The following is a 19,506-nucleotide window of genomic DNA, read 5'->3' on the forward strand; positions in this document are numbered from 1 at the left end:
ACGCGATTCGCCGCCGTGGCCGCCGCCACGGAAGAGCCGTGCCAGCTTGCGCGCAAAAATGCCGCACAGTTTCCTCCGCTCCTTTCTTGCGGAGGGAAAAAGAGTATGGTTTGAACCACCTTGAGACTGTCGGGATTCCCGTCCCGGCATTGTTCGTTATTCTCGTTGGCGCAGCCGCGAGGAACTGGGAGACGAAGAGGGCGATGAGAAATTTCCTAGCTGGCGCCAGGTTTCTAGCAAGTGCCAAGTTTCTGAGTGCTTGTGCCGCTGCCACGATTTTTGCCGGTACATCCGCCCATGCCGATCAGCCCGTGGCGTGGGAGACGACCTTCCAGGCGCCGGCGACCGATATGATGCGGCAGATCGAGTGGTTCGGAAACTACACAATGTGGTTCATCGTCCCGATCACCATTCTGGTGCTGCTTCTCCTCGCCTACTGCATCGTGAAATTCCGCGCGAGCGCAAATCCGGTCCCCTCCAAGACCAGCCACAACACGCTGATCGAGGTGATCTGGACTGTTGGCCCGGTCGTGGTCCTGCTCTGCCTCGCTATTCCCTCGTTCCAGCTCCTGACCGCGCAGTACACCCCGCCGGAAGAAGCCAAGCTGACCGTCAAGGCGACCGGCAACCAGTGGAACTGGGATTACGAGTATCAGACCGACAACACGCTTTCCTTCAATTCGGCCATTCTCCAGGATGGCGATCGCGCCAAGGCGGGCAAGGAGGATCGCAAGGTCTATCCGCGCCTGCTCGCCGTCGACAATGAGCTGGTGGTGCCGGTCAACACGATGACGCGCGTGCTTGTCACCGCGACCGACGTGATCCACTCCTTCGCCATGCCGTCCTTCGGCATCAAGATCGACGCCATTCCGGGACGTACCAACGAGACCTGGTTCAAGGCCGAGAAGGAAGGCCTCTATTATGGCCAGTGTTCGCAGCTTTGCGGCAAGGACCATGCCTTCATGCCGATCGCCATTCGTGTCGTCTCGGATGCGCAGTTCAAGACCTGGCTGGCGGCGGCCAAGACTGACCTGCCCGGCGCCAACAAGACGCTCATGGCCGAGGTCGAAGGCCAGAACAAGGTAGCGGCCGCAGGCAATTGATGCCGCGGGTTAGCAAGATTTAGGGAACGGAGCGGAACATGGCAGACGCTGCAGCTCACGACGGGCACGACCACAAGCCTTATCACGGTTGGGTGCGCTGGGTTTATTCGACCAACCACAAGGACATCGGTACGCTCTACCTGATCTTCGCGATCATGGCCGGCATCATCGGCGGCGCCCTGTCGGTTGCCATCCGCATGGAACTGCAGGAGCCTGGCATCCAGATCTTCAGCGGTCTGGCGCAGATGGTCTACGGTATGAACGGTGACGCCGCGATCGATGGCGGCAAGAGCATGTACAATGCCTTTGCCACCGCGCACGCGCTGATCATGATCTTCTTCATGGTCATGCCGGCCCTGATCGGCGGTTTCGCCAACTGGATGGTGCCGATCATGATCGGTGCTCCCGACATGGCGTTTCCGCGCATGAACAACATCTCCTTCTGGCTGTTGCCTCCGGCCTTCATCCTGCTGCTCACCTCGATGTTCGTGCCGAGCGCGCCTGGCGCCTACGGTGTCGGCGGTGGCTGGACGCTCTATCCGCCGCTGTCGACCTCGGGTCAGCCCGGGCCGGCCATGGATCTGGCGATCCTGTCGATCCACATCGCCGGTGCCTCGTCGATCCTCGGTGCCATCAACTTCATCACCACCATCTTCAACATGCGCGCTCCGGGCATGACGCTGCACAAGATGCCGCTGTTCGCCTGGTCGGTGCTGGTCACCGCCTTCCTACTGCTGTTGTCTTTGCCGGTCCTGGCCGGCGGCATCACCATGCTGCTCACCGACCGCAATTTCGGCACGGCCTTCTTCGCGCCGGACAATGGCGGCGATCCGCTGCTGTTCCAGCATCTGTTCTGGTTCTTCGGCCATCCGGAAGTGTACATCCTGATCCTGCCGGGCTTCGGCATCATCAGCCATATCGTCTCGACCTTCTCGAGGAAGCCCGTGTTCGGCTATCTCGGCATGGCCTATGCCATGGTCGCGATCGGCGCCGTCGGCTTCATCGTGTGGGCGCACCACATGTATACGACCGGCCTGTCGCTCGACACGCAGCGCTACTTCGTCTTCGCCACCATGGTCATCGCGGTGCCGACGGGCGTGAAGATCTTCTCCTGGATCGCAACGATGTGGGGTGGGTCGATCTCCTTCAAGACGCCGATGCTGTGGGCACTGGGCTTCATCTTCCTGTTCACCATCGGTGGCGTCACCGGCGTCCAGCTGGCCAATGCCGGTCTCGACCGTTCGCTGCATGACACTTATTTCGTCATCGCCCACTTCCACTACGTGCTGTCGCTGGGCGCGGTGTTCGCGATCTTCGCCGGCTGGTACTACTGGTTCCCGAAGATGACCGGCTACATGTATTCGCCTGTCATCGCCAACACCCACTTCTGGGTCACCTTTGTCGGCGTGAACCTGATCTTCTTCCCGCAGCACTTCCTTGGCCTGGCTGGCATGCCGCGCCGCACCATCGACTATCCGGACGCGTTTGCCGGCTGGAACTATGTGTCGTCGATCGGCTCCTATATCTCGGCCGTTGGTGTGGTGATCTTCCTCTACGGCGTGTTCGAAGCCTTCCAGAAGAAGCGGATCGCCGGTGCCAACCCATGGGGTGAGGGCGCCACCACGCTCGAATGGCAGCTGCCTTCGCCGCCGCCGTTCCACCAGTGGGAGCAGCTGCCGAAGATCAAGTAAGGCGACTCCCCGCTCGAACACGAAACCGCCGGCCCGCCGGCGTTTTGGCCAACGGAATGATGGACTGAGTACGCATGGCCCTAGTCGACGAAACCAGCATTGACGAAGCGGGCTTCCGCATGTCGGAAGCGACGGCGGGCGATTTCTTCGCCCTGCTGAAGCCGCGCGTCATGTCGCTGGTGGTGTTCACAGCCTTCGTGGGGCTGGTCGCCGCACCCGTGACCATCAATCCCCTGCTGGCGGTGATCGCCATCCTTTCTATCGCCATCGGCGCCGGCGCCTCTGGCGCGCTCAACATGTGGTACGACGCAGACATCGACGCTGTCATGACCAGGACGGCCAGCCGTCCAGTGCCGTCCGGCCGCATCCAACCGCACGAGGCGCTCAGCTTCGGCCTGGTGCTCTCGGTGCTGTCGGTGATGACGCTCGGCGTGCTGGTCAACTGGCTGTCGGCGACGCTGCTGGCCTTCACCATCTTCTTCTACGCCGTCGTCTACACGATGTGGCTGAAGCGCTGGACGCCGCAGAACATCGTCATCGGCGGCGCGGCCGGCGCGATCCCGCCGGTCATAGGCTGGGCCGCGGTGACCGGATCGGTCAGTCTCGAGAGCATCGTCCTGTTCCTGATCATCTTCCTGTGGACGCCGCCGCATTTCTGGGCGCTCGCGCTGTTCAAGTCCGAGGACTATGAGCGCGCCGGCATCCCGATGATGCCCAATGTCGCCGGCCAGGCGTCGACCCGCCGTCAGATCTTCGCCTATGCGCTGGTGCTGGCCCCGGTCGGCGTGCTGCCGTGGCTGCTCGGCTACACCACGCCCTTCTATGGCGTGGCCGCCATACTACTCGGGCTCGGCTTTGTCTGGTACGCCTGGAAAGTGCTCGGCATGGCCGACGACGACCGCGCCATGAAACCGGCCAAGGCGCTGTTTGCCTATTCGCTGCTTTATCTCTTCGCCATCTTCGCTGCCTACCTGGCCGACAGCGTTGTCGAACGCGCGCTTGCCATGGGTGGAGCATGATCATGATCGAGGAAAAGCTCGAGACGGTCACCTTGACCGATCGCCAGAGGAAGGCCCAGCGCAGCCGATCCATCGCCATAGGCGTGGCGCTGGCGGTGCTGGTCGTCATTTTCTACATCGCGACGATCGTGAAGTTCGGCCACAATTTGTCGGGCAAGATGTGATGAGCGTCGAGACGCCTAGAAAGACGGCCGGGAAAAACAGCAACCGCATCGTCGCGGCTGTTTGTCTTGCCTTCTTCACCGGCATGATCGGCATGGCCTATGCCGCCGTGCCACTCTACAAGATGTTCTGCCAGGCGACCGGCTATGGCGGCACGACGCAACGTGTCGAGAAGCAGTATGCCGGCCGCGTGCTTGACCGCGAGATCACCGTCCGCTTCGACGCCAATATTGCCGGCGTGCCGTGGGAGTTCCAGCCGGTCCAGCGCTCGATGACCATGAAGATCGGCGAGACGGTGCAGGCGCACTATCAGGCGACCAACAAGTTCGATCGCCCCGTTACCGGCCGAGCCACTTTCAACGTGCAGCCGGAACTGGCGGGTCCTTACTTCAACAAGGTCGAGTGCTTCTGCTTTACCGACACGTCGCTGAAGCCTGGCGAGACGCTGGACATGCCGGTCCTGTTCTATGTGGACCCCGATATCGTGAATGTGCCGGAACTGAAGGACGTGAAGACGATCACGCTGTCCTACACGATGTTCCCGGTCGAGAAGAACAAGCCGGTCGCCTCCTCGGAGCCGGCCAAGGGCAACAGCAAGACAGTTTCAGATACCGAAGCAAATCTCGGGGGTTGATATGGCAGACGCGCACGCAAAACATCACGACTATCATCTCGTCGACCCGAGCCCGTGGCCTTTCCTGGGGTCGGTAGGGGCGCTCGTCACCGCCTTTGGCGGTGTCGCCCTGATGGAATATCTGAAGGGTGGATCGTTCCCGATCTTCGGCTTCAACATCGCCAATCCGTGGCTGTTCTTCATCGGTCTCGTGATCGTGCTCTACACCATGTTCGCCTGGTGGTCGGATACGATCAAGGAAGCGCATGAGGGGCATCACACGCGCGTCGTGTCGCTGCATCTGCGCTACGGCATGATCATGTTCATCGCATCGGAGGTGATGTTCTTCGTCGCCTGGTTCTGGGCTTATTTCGACGCCAGCCTGTTTCCGAGCGAGGCGCAGCAATATGCCCGCACCGCCTTTACCGGTGGCGTCTGGCCGCCGAAGGGCATGGAAGTTCTCGATCCCTTCCATTTGCCGCTCTACAACACCGTTATTCTGCTGCTGTCGGGCACCACGGTCACCTGGGCGCACCATTCGCTGCTGCATGGCGATCGCAAGGGGCTGATCAACGGCCTGGTGCTGACCGTCGGCCTCGGCATGCTGTTCACCATGGTGCAGGCCTACGAGTACATGCACGCTCCGTTCGCCTTCAGGGATTCCATCTACGGCGCGACCTTCTTCATGGCGACGGGCTTCCACGGCTTCCATGTCATCATCGGCACCATCTTCCTGCTGGTCTGCCTGATCCGGGCGATGAAGGGCGACTTTACCCCCAAGCAGCATTTCGGCTTCGAGGCGGCCGCCTGGTACTGGCACTTCGTCGACGTGGTCTGGCTGTTCCTGTTTGCATCGATCTATGTCTGGGGATCGGTCGGCGCGGTGATCGAAGGCCACTGATCCGGGCCTTCAACATTTGGATTCTGGAAGGCGGCCACGGCGACGGGCCGCCTTCTTCTTTTCGGCGCAATGATCGCCCATCGGTTGCCGATGCGGCGGACAGTTTCCTGGGCGATTTGTGCATTTATTCTCCTGGCGTTTCCGGCCCTTGCGGCTGAGAAGGTCGATTTGGTGCGTGTCCGCAAGGCGGAACGGCGGCTCGAACTGGTCGGCGACGGCAAGGTCCTGCGCAGCTACGGTATCGCGCTCGGCGGAGATCCCTTCGGCCACAAACGCCAGGAGGGCGATCAGCGCACGCCCGAAGGCCGCTATATTCTCGACTGGCGCAACCCCAACAGCATCGCGCACAAGTCGATCCACATCTCCTATCCCAATGCCGGCGATCTGGCGGCCGCGAAGGCGCGCAATGTCGACGCTGGTGGCATGATCATGATCCATGGCCAGCCGAATGGTTTCGGCTGGTGGGGCTGGCTGCTTCAATTGGTCGACTGGACCGATGGCTGCATTGCCGTTACGGATTCCGACATGGACGACATCTGGGCAATGGTGACCGATGGGACACCGATCGAGATCGAGAAATAACCATGAATGACGACAAAGCGATCTGGCCTCCGATCGATCCGATTTCGGCTGGCCTGCATGGCCGCTGCCCACGCTGCGGCGAGGGGCGGCTGTTTTCCGGGTTCCTCACCGTCGGCAAGCGCTGCATCAATTGCGGCCTCGACTATTCCTTCGCCGATGCCGGCGACGGGCCGGCGGTCTTCGTCATCCTGATCATCGGCTTTATCATCGTCGGCTTGGCTCTCTGGATCGAAGTGACGCTGAGCCCGCCGCTCTGGCTGCATCTGCTGATATGGATTCCGCTGGCCCTGGTGCTGTGCCTGACGGCGCTGCGGCTGATCAAGGGAGTGCTGCTCACCCTGCAATATGCCAACAAGGCGGCCGAAGGCCGGCTGGACCACAGCGAATGAGCGAGGCCTCCGTCAAGGATCGTGGCCGTTCGCGGCCGCGATCGGCGTTGCTGCTCGGCCTTGGCCTGCTGCTGCTTTTAATCCTTCTGGCGCTCGGCACCTGGCAGGTCCAGCGCCTGCACTGGAAAGAAGGCCTTCTGCAGACCATCGATCGACGCACCCACTCCGCGCCTGTGCCGCTGGCCGAGGTCGAGAAGGAATTCACCTCGACCGGCGATGTCGACTACACGCCGGTCACGGTCTCCGGGACGTTCCTGCATTCGGGCGAGCGGCATTTCTATGCGACCTGGGAAGGCGAGGCCGGCTTCAACGTCTACACGCCCCTTGCCCTCGACGATGGCCGCTTCGTGCTGATCAATCGTGGCTTCGTGCCTTATGATCTGAAGGACGCCGCCAAGCGGAACAAGGGACAGGTGACCGGCAAGGTCACGGTCACCGGCCTTGCCCGCAATCCGCTGCCGGCAAAACCGTCGATGATGCTTCCTGACAATGACGTGGCGAAGAACATCTTCTACTGGAAGGACCGCGACGTCATGGCGGCGAGCGCCGGCCTGCCTGCCGGGTTCACGCTGGTGCCGATCTTCATCGATGCGGACAAGACGCCGAATCCCGGCGGTCTGCCGATCGGAGGCGTCACCATCATCGACCTGCCGAACAGCCACCTGCAATATGCCGTCACCTGGTATGGGCTTGCCGCAGCACTCGCAGCCGTGCTCATCCTGCGGCTTCGCCGTCCCGCGAAAGAGGAATGAACGCGCGAGCCGCTTTTCTACCGGTGTCCCTTTCTACTAACGCCCCCTTTCTACCGATGCCCTTGACAGGGCAGGGGTAGGCACCTCATTTCGGCGCTGACTAACCGGCCAGGATTCAATGCTTCAGACAACCGCCAAGCCTCCTCTGACGATACGGCTCTGCCAGCCTCGCGGTTTCTGCGCCGGCGTCGACCGTGCCATCCAGATCGTCGTGCTGGCGCTGAAGAAATATGGCGCGCCGGTCTATGTCCGCCACGAGATCGTGCACAACCGCTACGTCGTCGAAGGACTGCAAAGCCTTGGCGCCGTCTTCATCGAGGAGCTTTCCGAAATCCCGCCCGAGCATCGGCAGTCGCCGGTCGTCTTCTCGGCGCATGGCGTGCCCAAATCGGTGCCGGCGGACGCGCAGGCGCGCAACCTGTTCTATCTGGACGCCACCTGTCCGCTGGTCTCGAAGGTCCACAAGCAGGCCATGCGCCATCAGCGGCTTGGCCGCCATGTGCTGTTGATCGGCCATGCCGGACACCCAGAGGTGATCGGCACGATGGGGCAATTGCCCGAGGGCGCGGTCACGTTGATCGAGACCGAGGCCGACGCGGCCATGCTTGTGCCAACCGATCCGAAGGCGCTTGGCTTCGTCACCCAGACCACGCTGTCGGTCGAGGACACCGCCGGCATCATCCGTGCGCTGCAGGACCGTTTTCCCGACCTTCAGGCGCCCGCGGCGGAATCGATCTGCTACGCCACCACCAATCGCCAGGAAGCGGTCAAGGACACCGCGCCGGGAGCTGATCTCTACCTGATCGTCGGCGCCCCGAATTCCTCCAATTCGCGCCGCCTTGTCGAGGTCGCGGAGCGTGCCGGCGCCACGATGTCGCTTCTCGTGCAGCGTGCCGCCGAGATTCCGTGGAATAACATCGGCAACATTTCGACCCTTGGCCTGTCGGCTGGGGCATCCGCGCCGGAGATCATCGTCGACGAGATCATCGACGCGTTCCGCCAGCGCTTCGATGTTACCATCGACCTGGCCGTCACGGCCACCGAAACGGAGGATTTTCCGGTCATGCGGGTATTGCGCGATGTCGAACTGACGCCTGCCGACATGGCCTTCGTCAATGGAGCCGCGTAAGGCACATGGCGGTCTACACCGATGTTGCGGAGGGCGAACTCGGCGCTTTCCTGAAGCACTACCCGGTTGGCGATCTCCTGTCCTACAAGGGCATCGCCGAAGGCACCGAGAATTCGAACTTCCTGCTGCACACCTCCACGGGTTCCTACATCCTGACGCTCTATGAGAAGCGCGTCGAGAAGGCGGACCTGCCCTTCTTCCTTGGGCTGATGGGCCATCTCGCCAACAAGGGGGTGTCCTGCCCGCTGCCGGTGACAGCGCATGACGGCAGCGTCATCGGCACACTGGCCGGCCGCCCGGCGGTCATCATCACCTTCCTCGAAGGGCTTTCGCTGCGACGGCCGACAGCCACGCATTGCGCCGAGGTCGGCAAGGCGCTGGCCGCCCTGCACCTGGCTGGAGCCGATTTTTCGATGACCCGTCCCAACGCGCTGGCCATCGACGGCTGGCGCAAGCTGTGGACCGCAGCCCGTGGCCGGGCCGACGAGGTTGAGCCGGGCCTGGCGGCCGAGGTCGATGCCGACTTCGCCGATTTCGAGCGGAACTGGCCGAAGGGCCTCCCCGAAGGCATCATCCATGCCGATCTTTTCCCGGACAACGTGTTTTTCCTCGGCGAAAAGCTCTCCGGCCTGATCGACTTCTATTTCGCCTGCAACGATCTCTATGCCTACGACGTCGCCACCTGCCTCAACGCCTGGTGCTTCGAGAAGGACTTTTCCTTCAATCTCACCAAGGGCAAGGCGCTGCTCGCCGGCTATCAGAGCGTGCGGCCCCTGAGCGATCAGGAAAAGGCAGCACTTCCGATGCTGGCGCGCGGCTCGGCCCTGCGCTTCATGTTGACCCGGCTCTACGACTGGCTCACCGTTCCCGATGGTGGCCTGGTCATGAAGCGGGACCCGGCCGAATACATCAGACGGATGCGATTCCATCGGGCAATCAAATCTGCTTCGGAATATGGATTGGCCGAATACGGGGTATCATGAGCAAACAGGTTGAAATCTTCACCGACGGCGCCTGTTCGGGCAATCCCGGCCCTGGCGGCTGGGGTGCCATCTTGCGCTTCAACGGTACCACCAAGGAACTTTCGGGCGGCGAGGCCGAGACCACCAACAACCGCATGGAGTTGCTGGCCGCCATCTCGGCGCTCAATGCGCTGAAGGAGCCTTGCACGGTCGAACTTCATACCGACAGCAAATATGTCATGGACGGCATTTCCAAATGGATCCATGGCTGGAAGAAGAACGGCTGGAAGACCGCCGACAAGAAGCCGGTCAAGAATGGTGAGCTGTGGCAGGCGCTCGACGAAGCCAACCGGCGCCACAAAGTGACCTGGAACTGGGTCAAGGGCCATGCCGGCCATACCGAGAACGAACGCGCCGACGAGTTGGCCAGGGAAGGCATGGCGCCGTTCAAGAAAGGCTCCTTCAAGCCGGCGGGGTCAGCGCCGAGGCCGGATGTCCAGGCAAAACAGCCGCCGGCCACGAAAGCGCGTCGTTCGACACAGAGCTATTGATTTCCGGCAACTGGTCCGTGCTCAGGCAGTAACCTCTCGACCATGCCGAACCTCTACTATGTGACGCATCCCCAGGTTCAAGTCGATGCCACTGTTCCCGTGCCGGAATGGGGTCTATCCGGTTTTGGGCGTGCACGAGCGATTGTGATGCTCGATCAACCGTGGGTCGGATCGATACGGCGCATCGTATCTTCGTCTGAACGCAAGGCGATAGAAACCGCTGAGATCCTCGCAAGACATGTCGGCCTTGCCGTCGAGGTGAGAGAACGGACGCATGAGAATGACCGGTCGGCGACAGGTTTCCTGCCGCCACTGGAGTTCGAAGCAGTCGCCGACCAGTTCTTCGCCAATCCGCGCAAAAGCATTCGCGGGTGGGAGCGGGCAATTGATGCGCAGCATCGTATCGTGAGCGAGGTCAGCGCCCTGCTCGGCATCCATGACGCTGGCGACGTTACTATTGTGGGCCATGGAGGCGTAGGAACGCTCCTCCTTCTCTCCCTCAGCGGGCGGGAGATCAGCCGCGAAGCGGATCAGCCGGCCGGCGGCGGCAACTATTTTGCCTACGATATCGGCGCGCGTCACGTCATCCACGGATGGCGGCCGATCGATAGACTGGAACAGCCCTGAATCCTTAGCGGATCAGCAGCGCGGTGCCCCAAAGCCCGAGTGCGAACACTGTGTGCGAGACCAGGTTGAGCGCCCGAATCCGCATGGGATTGGGTCGCTTCGAGGCTGCCCACCCCGCTCCCATGCCGGGCGCCAGCAGGAACCAGCCGGCACCGACGGTGACGATGCCGAGGATGAAGGCCGGCAGGAAGGTCGGCGCGGCAAGCCAGCCCGCACCAGCCACCACCACCAGGATGATGCCGTAGACGATGCCGACGAAATAGTGAAAGGCCCAGCCCAGCGCCACTTCGTGTGCGTAGGGCGCTGCATCGCCGATATCATCGTGAAAGACCTTGTCACCGAGATGCCAGACCCAGCGCCCGACCGGTCCCCAATTCGGCCGTGGCTGGCCGAACGCCTTGTGCAGGAAGATGGCCCAGAGATCCATCAGCGCCGTGGCGCCGACGCCAATCGCGATAGCGCGCCAGAAGACGTCAAACATTGCTGGGGATCCCCCGAAAATCGGCAGTTCTGGAGTGCAAGCGGTTTGGGCGAGGTCAGCCGTCGCGGCCTCGCCCGACGCGATCGTCGAAGCTCAGAGCTGTCCGAGAATATGAGCCGCACCGGACTCGTCGACGCCGGGCTTGGTCTCGACATTGACCGCGGTCACCTTGCCGTCGTCGACGACCATGGAAAACCGCTTCGAGCGCAGGCCCATGCCGCCACCGGAATAATCGGCATCAAGGCCGACCGCCTTGGCGAAATCGCCGTTGCCGTCTGCGAGGAACAGGATCTTGCCCTCACCGCCGGTGAAGCGGGCCCAGGCACCCATGACATGAACGTCGTTGACCGAAACGACGGCGATGGTGTCGACGCCACGCGCCAGGATGGCGTCATGGTTTTCGAGATAGCCGGGCAGATGGTTGTTGCTGCAGGTCGGCGTGAAGGCACCGGGAACACCGAACAGAACCACCTTCTTGCCCGGGAAAATCTCGGCTGACGTGATCGCCTTGGCGCCATCGGCGGTCATTGTCTTGAAGGTCGCCTCGGGCAGCTTGTCGCCAACGGAAATGGTCATGAGTTCCTCGCTTGGGGAATGGGAAGAGTGCGTGCTTGCGTAGCGAACTCGGCGGCTTCCTGCAACCATCGAGGCGTCAAGGGAAAGGCAGCAGTCCTTCGACCGCGCCCGCCGAACTCGTCAGCGTGTAGTGAAGTCCGCCATCCGTGGGCGTTGTCGAAGGACGGTCGAGGATCGGTACGGTGAAGATCAGCTTGCCGTCCTTCTCGCTGCGGGAAGGGGTGCCGAACATGTAGTCCCGCTCGCCGGCGACGAAGAAATCCGCCGCCTCCGGGTCACCGGGAAAGCTTGCCTCGACAACCAGTGTCTCGTGATCGCCCGGCAGCACGTTGATGCCGAAATCAGGCTTTGCCGGCGCCGGCAAGGCTGTGAAACTCGCCTTCACCAAGGCTGCGTCGTCGGCATTGTCGGGATCGGAAGTGGGGTCGACGGTCAGCCGCGTCTGCACGGGGATGCAGATCGTTTCACAAATGCCGAGAAAGATATCGGCGTCGATGACCGCCGGTTGGTTCGGCGTCGCCAGCGTGAATGTCACAGGCAGCGAAACCGGGTAATTGTAGCCGGCCCATTTGCCATAGCCATCGTCGTGGCGTTGGGGCGCCGGAAACGAGAGGGCGGCATCGGCGATATTGGTGCTGGCCGAAATGTCGAGTTGCGGCGGCACGCCGGCGTCACCCGGATCGCGCCAATAGGTCTTCCAGCCGGGCTTGAGCGCTATGTCGAGCACGCCCTGGATGCGGCCGGCCTCGTCCGGCTTGCCTGATGTCACCAGCCGCACCTTGCCGCCCTCGCTGTTGTACCATGCGGATGAGGAAGCGGAGGCGGGGAGGACGGTCGCCGATCCGATGGCGGCGCCGAGCAGCAGGATTTTCAAGCTTTGCATGGCGGTGATTTGATCGTCCGTTCGTGGCGGTGCAATGATTTCATGGCCTTGCCGGCATCATATTTGCGTGACCCCCGGTGGCAAGCCAGGGCCCACGGGCAACATGGGCTTTGGTCGAATCCGGCGCGGCACATCTTTTCGGCGCCCGGGAAACACGGTACCCTCCCTGCCATGGACTTGTTGCGCCACAAGAAGACGGCCGCTGGACGCGGCTTTCTCGACGATCAGTTCCTGATTGCCATGCCCGGCATGAAGGACGACCGTTTCACGCGCTCGGTCATCTACATCTGCGCGCACAGCGATGAAGGCGCGATGGGCCTGATCATCAATCAGACACAGCAGATGCTGTTTCCGGACCTTCTCGTGCAACTCGGCATCATGAACGAGCAGGAGGCGATCCGCCTGCCGGCGCAGGCGCGCGATTTCGTCGTGCGCAATGGCGGCCCTGTCGATCGCAGCCGGGGCTTTGTGCTGCATTCCGGCGACTATCGCGTGGAATCGTCGCTGACCGTTTCCGACGATATCTGCCTGACGGCGACGGTCGACATTTTGCGCGCCATATCGTCGGGCCGCGGCCCGCGCCATGCGCTGATGGCACTGGGTTATTCGGGCTGGGGCGCCGGCCAACTGGAAACCGAGATCGCCGAGAATGGCTGGCTGACCTGCCCGGCCAGCCCCGGGCTTCTGTTCGACGCCGATATCGAGCGCAAATACGATCGAATTCTCGCCTCGATCGGCATTGATCTCGCCCATCTCAGCCTGGCCGCCGGTCACGCCTGAAGCTGCCGAAGCTTGGACGCATCACGCCTGCGTCAGCGGATACTGTTCCTTCAACGTCTTCAGCACCTGGTCGCCCGGCATCGGCGCGCCGAACATGAAGCTTTGGACGTATTCGCAACCCATCTGGCGCAGTTCCAGCGCGTCGCGCTCGTCCGATATGCCTTCGGCAACCACTGACAGACCGAGCTCATGCGCCATGTTGACCATGGATTTGAGCAGGACAGCGCGCTTGGGCGTGTTGTCGTCGACAAAACTCTTGTCGATCTTGATGGTGTCGAACGGGAACCGCGTCAGATAGGCGAGCGAGGAATAGCCGGTGCCGAAATCGTCCAGCGACAAGCCGATGCCAAGCTGCTTCAGCTTGGTCAGCACATGGGCGGTCTGTTCGGGATTATCCATGACCAGGGACTCGGTGAGTTCCAGCCGGAAACAGCGCGGCTTCAGATTGGCCCGCGCGATGACCGAGCGGACATCGCTGACCAGGTCGCGGCGGATGAGCTGACGGCTGGACAGGTTGACCGAGACCGACAGCGGCGCATCACCGATCTGCTTCTGCCATCCAGCGAGATCCTCGGCCGCCTGTTGCATGGCGAACAGCCCAAGCTGCACGATCAGCCCGCAGCTTTCGGCGACTGGGATGAAGTCCGCCGGCGGGATCATGCCGCGACGTGGATGATCCCAGCGTAGCAAGGCTTCGAAGCCGGCAACGCTGCCATCTTCCAGGCGCACGATGGGTTGGTAGGCCAGCGTGAATTCGCGCCGTTCGATGGCGCGCCGCAAATCGGATTCAAACTGCAGCCGGTCGGTTCCGACGGTGCGGAAAGCCGGGCGGAACGGCTCGATCCTGTCGCCGCCAAAACGCTTGGCCTGGTGCATGGCAAGCTCGGCGTCCTTGACCATGTCCTCGGCCGACGTCTGGGCCGAGGTCCAGGTGATCAGGCCGATCGAGGCGGTCAGCACGATCTCGCGCTTGGCAAAGGTGATCGGGTTGTTGATCGCGTGCTTGATGGCATCCGCCACACCGGCGATGCGGGCAGGGTCCTGTTCGGACAGCAGCATCAGCGCGAACTGATCGCCGGCGAAGCGCGACAGTGAATCCTTCGGCTTGAGCAGCCGGTGCAGGCGGCGCGCTATGGTGAGCAGGATGGTGTCGCCGGCCGAGATGCCGAGCCCGTCATTGACCTGCTTGAAGCGGTCTATGTCGATGACGAAGACGGTCGGACGCACCTTCTCTTCGGTGCGCGCGATCGAGATGATCGCTTCCAGCCGGTTCATGAACAATTCGCGGTTCGGCAGGCCGGTCAGGTTGTCGTGCACGGCGTCGTGCAGCAGCCGCTCCTCGGACTTCTTCTGCTCGGTGACGTCGACCATGGTGCCGACGCAGCGGATGACCTCGCCGTCCGATCCGATGACCGGTCGAGCCCGCAAATTGAACCAGTGATAGTGCCCGTCAGCCCCGCGCAGGCGGAAATTCTGCGCCACCCGGCCACGGCGATGCTCGAGCACCACGTCGAGCGTCGTGCGGAAGGTGTCGCGGTCGTCGGCGTGCAGCACCGGCAGCCAGTTGCGCGCCGCACCCCCCAGGCTGTTGGGCGCCAGGCCGAGCTGGATGCTGACATCGGGCTTGGTGACCACGCGGTCGCGCAGAACGTCCCAGTCCCACACCGTGTCGCCCGACCCGGCAACCGCCAGCGCCTGGCGTTCGAGGTCGGAGAACAGTCCCTGATGCAGCGCACCGCCGGCAAAGGCGTGCTGCATGACGGTGAAGCCGATCAACAGGATGATCAGGATCAGCCCACCGCCGAGTGCCGGCTGGGCGATGTCGTTGTCGAGCATGCCGGTGATCGCCATCCACGACCCGCATAGCCACAACAGCACCATGACCCAACTGGGCACCAGCATGATCGCACGATCATAACCACGAATCCCGAGGAAGATGATCAGCCCGAGCCCGGTCAATGCGGTGGCGGCAAAGGAGATACGGGCGATGCCGGCTGCGACCGCCGGATCGACGATGGCGACACCGGCGATCAAGAGCAGCCCAAGGATCCAGACCAGGGCGCCATAGCTGAAATGGCCGTGCCATCGGTTGAGGTTGAGATAGGCGAACAGGAACACCACGAAGGTCGCGGCAAGCGCCACCTCCGTACCAGCTCGCCACATCTGCTCATTGCCGGGCGAAATCTCGATGACTTTGTTGAGGAAGCCGAAATCGACGCAGATATAGGCAAGCACCGCCCAGGCGAGGGCTGCGGTCGCCGGGAACATGGAGGTCCCCTTGACCACGAAAAGGATGGTCAGGAAGAGTGCCAGCAGACCGGCGATGCCGATGACGATGCCGCGAAACAGCGTATAGGAGTTGACCGAATCCTTGTAGGCTTCCGGCTCCCAGAGATACACCTGCGGCAGCTTGGGCGAGGCGAGTTCGGCGATGAAGGTGATCACCGTTCCCGGGTTCAGTGTCACCCGGAACACATCTGCGTCTGGGCTGGTCTGGCGGTCGAGCGCGAAGCCCTCGCTGGGCGTGATGGCGGCAATGCGGGTGGCGCCAAGATCGGGCCAGAAGATGCCGGAATTGACCAGACGGAAATGCGGCGCCACGATCAGCCTGTCGAGCTGCTGGTCGGTGGTGTTGGCCAGCGCGAACACCGCCCAGTCGCCGGTCGAGCGCGCGTCATTGGCCTCGACCTCGATGCGCCGCACGATGCCGTCTGGCCCGGGCGCCGTCGACACCTGGAAGTTCTCACCCTGGTTGCGGTAGATCTCGAAGGCGCGCGACAGGTCGAGCGCAACGTCGTCGCGGGCGATCTTGATTGGTTCGACGGCAAAGGCCGACGATGCCGCGCACAGCGTCAGGATTGCCGCGAGGACAAAGGCGAACAGCGGCCCGTTGCGCAGGAAATTCGTCAAAAATCAGTCCTTCGTTCCAGCGCTCGGCGGATCGTCCGCGATCCGGGCGTAGAGATAGTGGTCCTGCCAGATGCCGTTGATCCTGAGATAGGATCGTAAGAGTCCTTCGCGCCGGAATCCGGCTTTTTCAAGCACGCGGACCGACCGGATATTGTCGGGAATACAGGCCGCTTCGATCCGGTGCAACCTCAGCGTATCGAAGGCAAAGCGGGCCACGACCTTGACCGCGTCGGTCATCAGCCCGCGGCCGCCGAAGCGCTCGCCGATCCAGTAGCCGACATGGCCGCTTTGCGAGACACCATGGCGTATGTTGCCGAGCGTGATTCCGCCGGCCAGCTTGCCGCTCGACTTCTCGAAGATGAAGAAGGCGATCGCGGTCCCTTGCGCATAATCCTCGCGATAGCGTGAGATGCGCAGGCGCCATGCCGTGCGGTCGAGTTCATCGGGAGTCCAGCGCGGCTCCCACGGCTCCAGGAATGCCCGGCTTTCGCCGCGCAACGTCGACCATTCACGGTAGTCATTGGTGAATGGAACGCGAAGCGTAACGAGGTTACCCTTCAGCGCCGGCAGGTCACGGCGAAAGAAAGGGAGCGCGAACACGACGCTTTGGGGACTTAGACGGCGAGCCTGCGGGCCATGGTCTGCGTGCCCGGAAGCGAATCGAGAATCGCCTCATATGGCGCCAGCGTACCAACAGGCCCGACAGCGGTAAGTGTCGGCTTGGTCGAGAACATCCGCGACGACAGGTCGGTCAGCCGCTCCACCGTAAGCGCCGAGAGGCGCTCCATCAATTCCTCCTTGGCGATCGGCCTGCCGAACAAGAGCAGTTGCCGCGCGATCTGCGAGGCACGGCTGGCCGGGCTTTCGGCCGACATGATCAGCCCAGCGCGATACTGGGCACGCGCGCGGTCGAGTTCTTCCTGCAGGATGCTCTCTCCGGCCTTCTGCAGTTCGTCGATGATGACAGGTACCAGTTCGGCAATGTCGCTCTGGCCGGTCGCGGCGTGGACGCCGAATATGCCGGTGTCGGAAAAGCCCCAGTGGAAAGCATAGACCGAGTAGCAGAGGCCACGTTTCTCGCGGACTTCCTGGAACAGGCGCGACGACATGCCGCCGCCGAGGATCATCGACAGAACCTGCGAGGCGTAGAAGTCGCGCACATGGTAGGCGCGGCCCTCGAAGCCCAGCACGATCTGCGCGTCCATCAGGTCGCGGTCCTCGCGGAAATCGCCGCCGACATACTGCGCATATTGCGGAATGGTGCTGTCGGCCTTGCTGCGAAAGCCGCCGAGCTGCTTCTCGACCTCGCGCACGAAATTGTCGTGCTTGATGTCGCCCGCGGCCACGATCACCATCCGCTCGGCGCCATATTGGCGTTCGATGAAGTCGTGCAACTGCTTGGAAGTGAAGGATTTGACGGTTTCCGGCGTGCCCAGGATAGAGCGGCCGATGGTCTGGTGGCGAAAGGCCGTCTCGGTGAAACGGTCGAAGACGATATCGTCTGGTGTGTCGTGCGCGGCGCCGATCTCCTGCAGGATCACATGCTGCTCGCGCTCGAGCTCCTGCGGGTCGAATTCGGACTCCTGCAGGATGTCGGCAAGGATATCGACCGCCAGCGGCACGTCGTCGGACAGCACCCTGGCATAGTAGGACGTGGTCTCGACGCTGGTGGCGGCGTTGATCTCGCCGCCGACATCCTCGATTTCCGAGGCGATTTCGAAAGCGCTTCGCCGCTTTGTGCCCTTGAACGCCATATGCTCGAGCAGATGGGCCATGCCATGCTCTTCGTCACGTTCATTGCGGGCGCCGGACTTGACCCAGGCACCCAAGGCAACCGATTCGATACTTGGAAGGGTTTCGGTGGCGACTGTCAGGCCGTTCGACAGACGGCTTACCTCAACACCCATATGGCTCGTACTCCCTAACGCGCCGCCCGCGCGCGGCGACTGACGTAATCTTCCACCATTTTCAGGTCGGATGGAAGTACCGTGTATTTTTCCTCAAATGTCATCAATCCCCCTAGCCATGCGGGCAGGGCGGGCGAGACGCCGCTGGCGGCCTCGACGGCGGCCGGAAATTTCGCGGGATGGGCGGTGCCCAGCACCACCATCGGCACGGCGCCTGATGTTTTGCCGGCCGCGACATGCACGGCCGCGGCGGTATGCGGATCCAGAAGATAATTGCTGGCCGCGAGCGTCGAGCGGATGGTGGCGGCGACCTCGTCCATGGTGGCACGGCCGGCGTCGAATTCGGACCGCATCCTGTTGATTTCGCGGGCTTCAATGGTGAAGGCGCCGGACTGCTTCAGGCCATCCATGTAGCGCCGCACGGTCGTCGCGTCGCGGTTCGAGGCCTCGAACAGCAGGCGTTCGAAATTCGACGACACCTGGATATCCATCGATGGCGACGTGGTGGCGAAGACGCCTTTGGTGCGGTATTCGCCGGTGGCGAAGGTGCGGGCCAATATGTCGTTGTCGTTGGTGGCGATGACCAGCCGTTCGATCGGCAGGCCCATCTTCTTGGCGGCGTAGCCGGCAAAGATATCGCCGAAATTGCCGGTCGGCACCGTGAATGACACCGACCTGTCCGGTGCGCCGAGCGACAGGGCCGATGAGAAATAGTAGACGATCTGGGCCATGATGCGGGCCCAGTTGATTGAGTTGACCCCCGACAGGGCCACCCGGTCACGGAAAGCGTGGTCGTTGAACATGTCCTTGAGCAGGCCCTGGCAGTCGTCGAAATTGCCTTCGATCGCCAACGCATGGACGTTTTCAGCCTTCGACGTCGTCATCTGCCGCTGCTGCACTGGCGAAACGCGGCCATGCGGGAAAAGGATGAAGATGTCGGTTCGGCTGCGCCCGGCAAAGGCGTCGATGGCCGCGCCGCCGGTATCGCCTGAAGTGGCGCCGACAATGGTGGCATGCTGGTCGCGTTCGGCAAGCACATGATCCATCAGCCGAGCGAGCAGCTGCATTGCCACGTCCTTGAACGCCAGCGTCGGCCCATGGAAGAGTTCGAGGACAAAAGTGTTGGGGCCGGTCTGGACCAGCGGGCAGACCGCTTCGTGGCGGAAGGTGGCATAGGCTTCACGCACCAGGCGTTCGAAGACCGGAGTTGGGATCTCGCCACCAAGGAACGGCGTCAGCACGCGTATGGCAAGGTCGGGATAGGCAAGGCCTCGCATGGCACGGATGTCGGCTGCCGAGAAGTGCGGCCACTCGCGTGGTACGTAGAGCCCGCCATCGCGGGCCAGGCCGGCCAGCACGGCATCGGAAAATCCAAGCGCGGGCGCCTCGCCGCGCGTACTCACATATTGCATGTCTCAGTCCCGTTGCTGCTCGGCTCTTCCGTTCACCACAAGGTGGTTAATTTCTGTGCCGGCTCCAGTCGCATTT

21 protein-coding genes are annotated in these 19,506 nt (G+C 62.4%); 14 read left to right on the forward strand and 7 right to left on the reverse strand.

Annotated elements, in window-relative coordinates:
* Positions 1-86 precede the first annotated feature (86 nt).
* The 13 genes from coxB (at position 87) to AC1VON_RS15345 (ending at position 10,481) form a co-directional block, all read left to right on the forward strand.
* Positions 87-1,103 (forward strand): cytochrome c oxidase subunit II, encoded by a 1,017-nt coding sequence (gene coxB, locus AC1VON_RS15285; protein WP_172351379.1) that lies wholly within the window; start codon positions 87-89, stop codon positions 1,101-1,103.
* 38 nt (positions 1,104-1,141) lie between these two features.
* Positions 1,142-2,794, forward strand: coding sequence for a cytochrome c oxidase subunit I (gene ctaD / locus AC1VON_RS15290; protein ID WP_140768894.1), 1,653 nt, complete (start codon positions 1,142-1,144; stop codon positions 2,792-2,794).
* Between the two features lie 74 nt (positions 2,795-2,868).
* Entirely contained in the window at positions 2,869-3,813 is a 945-nt protein-coding gene (locus AC1VON_RS15295) for a heme o synthase (RefSeq protein WP_172351378.1), read from the forward strand.
* A gap of 2 nt (positions 3,814-3,815) precedes the next feature.
* A complete protein-coding gene (locus AC1VON_RS15300) occupies positions 3,816-3,977 on the forward strand; it encodes a hypothetical protein (protein ID WP_172347042.1) in 162 nt (53 codons plus the stop codon).
* A complete protein-coding gene (locus AC1VON_RS15305; protein WP_172351377.1) occupies positions 3,977-4,609 on the forward strand; it encodes a cytochrome c oxidase assembly protein in 633 nt (210 codons plus the stop codon). Before AC1VON_RS15300 ends, AC1VON_RS15305 begins: the two co-directional genes overlap by 1 nt.
* A 1-nt stretch (position 4,610) precedes the next feature.
* Complete coding sequence (locus tag AC1VON_RS15310) at positions 4,611-5,489, forward strand: cytochrome c oxidase subunit 3 (RefSeq protein WP_172351376.1); 879 nt, start codon at positions 4,611-4,613, stop codon at positions 5,487-5,489.
* A gap of 90 nt (positions 5,490-5,579) precedes the next feature.
* Complete coding sequence (locus AC1VON_RS15315; RefSeq protein WP_483124099.1) at positions 5,580-6,071, forward strand: L,D-transpeptidase family protein; 492 nt, start codon at positions 5,580-5,582, stop codon at positions 6,069-6,071.
* A 2-nt stretch (positions 6,072-6,073) separates the two neighbouring features.
* Positions 6,074-6,460 carry a DUF983 domain-containing protein gene (locus AC1VON_RS15320; RefSeq protein WP_483124100.1) on the forward strand — a complete coding sequence of 129 codons (387 nt, stop codon included), beginning with the start codon at positions 6,074-6,076 and terminating at the stop codon, positions 6,458-6,460.
* Positions 6,457-7,212 (forward strand): SURF1 family protein, encoded by a 756-nt coding sequence (locus AC1VON_RS15325; RefSeq protein ID WP_172351374.1) that lies wholly within the window; start codon positions 6,457-6,459, stop codon positions 7,210-7,212. Before AC1VON_RS15320 ends, AC1VON_RS15325 begins: the two co-directional genes overlap by 4 nt.
* A gap of 118 nt (positions 7,213-7,330) precedes the next feature.
* Positions 7,331-8,341 carry a 4-hydroxy-3-methylbut-2-enyl diphosphate reductase gene (ispH, locus tag AC1VON_RS15330; protein ID WP_172351373.1) on the forward strand — a complete coding sequence of 337 codons (1,011 nt, stop codon included), beginning with the start codon at positions 7,331-7,333 and terminating at the stop codon, positions 8,339-8,341.
* Between the two features lie 5 nt (positions 8,342-8,346).
* Positions 8,347-9,324 (forward strand): homoserine kinase, encoded by a 978-nt coding sequence (locus tag AC1VON_RS15335; RefSeq protein ID WP_172351372.1) that lies wholly within the window; start codon positions 8,347-8,349, stop codon positions 9,322-9,324.
* Positions 9,321-9,854 (forward strand): ribonuclease HI, encoded by a 534-nt coding sequence (gene rnhA / locus AC1VON_RS15340; RefSeq protein WP_140768876.1) that lies wholly within the window; start codon positions 9,321-9,323, stop codon positions 9,852-9,854. The genes AC1VON_RS15335 and rnhA overlap by 4 nt, the downstream gene beginning before the upstream one ends.
* Positions 9,855-9,896: 42 nt before the next feature.
* Positions 9,897-10,481: a histidine phosphatase family protein gene (locus tag AC1VON_RS15345; RefSeq protein WP_483124101.1), complete on the forward strand. Its 585-nt coding sequence runs from the start codon at positions 9,897-9,899 to the stop codon at positions 10,479-10,481.
* A 4-nt stretch (positions 10,482-10,485) separates the two neighbouring features.
* Here the strand turns inward: AC1VON_RS15345 and AC1VON_RS15350 are convergent, their stop codons facing one another.
* The 3 genes from AC1VON_RS15350 to AC1VON_RS15360 all read right to left on the reverse strand — a co-directional run bounded on the left by AC1VON_RS15350 (position 10,486) and on the right by AC1VON_RS15360 (position 12,421).
* A complete protein-coding gene (locus AC1VON_RS15350) occupies positions 10,486-10,962 on the reverse strand; it encodes a DUF2938 domain-containing protein (RefSeq protein ID WP_172351370.1) in 477 nt (158 codons plus the stop codon).
* Positions 10,963-11,055: 93 nt separating this feature from the next.
* Entirely contained in the window at positions 11,056-11,538 is a 483-nt protein-coding gene (locus tag AC1VON_RS15355; RefSeq protein WP_056563927.1) for a peroxiredoxin, read from the reverse strand.
* Positions 11,539-11,614: 76 nt separating this feature from the next.
* Positions 11,615-12,421 (reverse strand): protein-disulfide reductase DsbD domain-containing protein, encoded by an 807-nt coding sequence (locus tag AC1VON_RS15360; RefSeq protein ID WP_172351369.1) that lies wholly within the window; start codon positions 12,419-12,421, stop codon positions 11,615-11,617.
* Positions 12,422-12,592: 171 nt separating this feature from the next.
* Between AC1VON_RS15360 and AC1VON_RS15365 the strand changes: the two genes are divergently transcribed.
* Complete coding sequence (locus AC1VON_RS15365; protein ID WP_056563921.1) at positions 12,593-13,201, forward strand: YqgE/AlgH family protein; 609 nt, start codon at positions 12,593-12,595, stop codon at positions 13,199-13,201.
* A 21-nt stretch (positions 13,202-13,222) separates the two neighbouring features.
* Here the strand turns inward: AC1VON_RS15365 and AC1VON_RS15370 are convergent, their stop codons facing one another.
* Genes AC1VON_RS15370 through thrC form a run of 4 tightly spaced genes read right to left on the reverse strand, consistent with a single transcriptional unit; the run spans position 13,223 to position 19,430 of the window.
* A complete protein-coding gene (locus AC1VON_RS15370) occupies positions 13,223-16,111 on the reverse strand; it encodes an EAL domain-containing protein (RefSeq protein ID WP_483124102.1) in 2,889 nt (962 codons plus the stop codon).
* A gap of 3 nt (positions 16,112-16,114) precedes the next feature.
* Positions 16,115-16,711 carry a GNAT family N-acetyltransferase gene (locus tag AC1VON_RS15375; RefSeq protein ID WP_056563916.1) on the reverse strand — a complete coding sequence of 199 codons (597 nt, stop codon included), beginning with the start codon at positions 16,709-16,711 and terminating at the stop codon, positions 16,115-16,117.
* Between the two features lie 14 nt (positions 16,712-16,725).
* Positions 16,726-18,018, reverse strand: a complete 1,293-nt coding sequence (locus AC1VON_RS15380; RefSeq protein WP_172351367.1) for a M16 family metallopeptidase — start codon at positions 18,016-18,018, stop codon at positions 16,726-16,728.
* A gap of 14 nt (positions 18,019-18,032) precedes the next feature.
* Positions 18,033-19,430: a threonine synthase gene (thrC, locus tag AC1VON_RS15385; protein ID WP_483124103.1), complete on the reverse strand. Its 1,398-nt coding sequence runs from the start codon at positions 19,428-19,430 to the stop codon at positions 18,033-18,035.
* Positions 19,431-19,506: the final 76 nt, after the last annotated feature.

Source organism: Mesorhizobium sp. HAY1-8B (assembly GCF_056868045.1).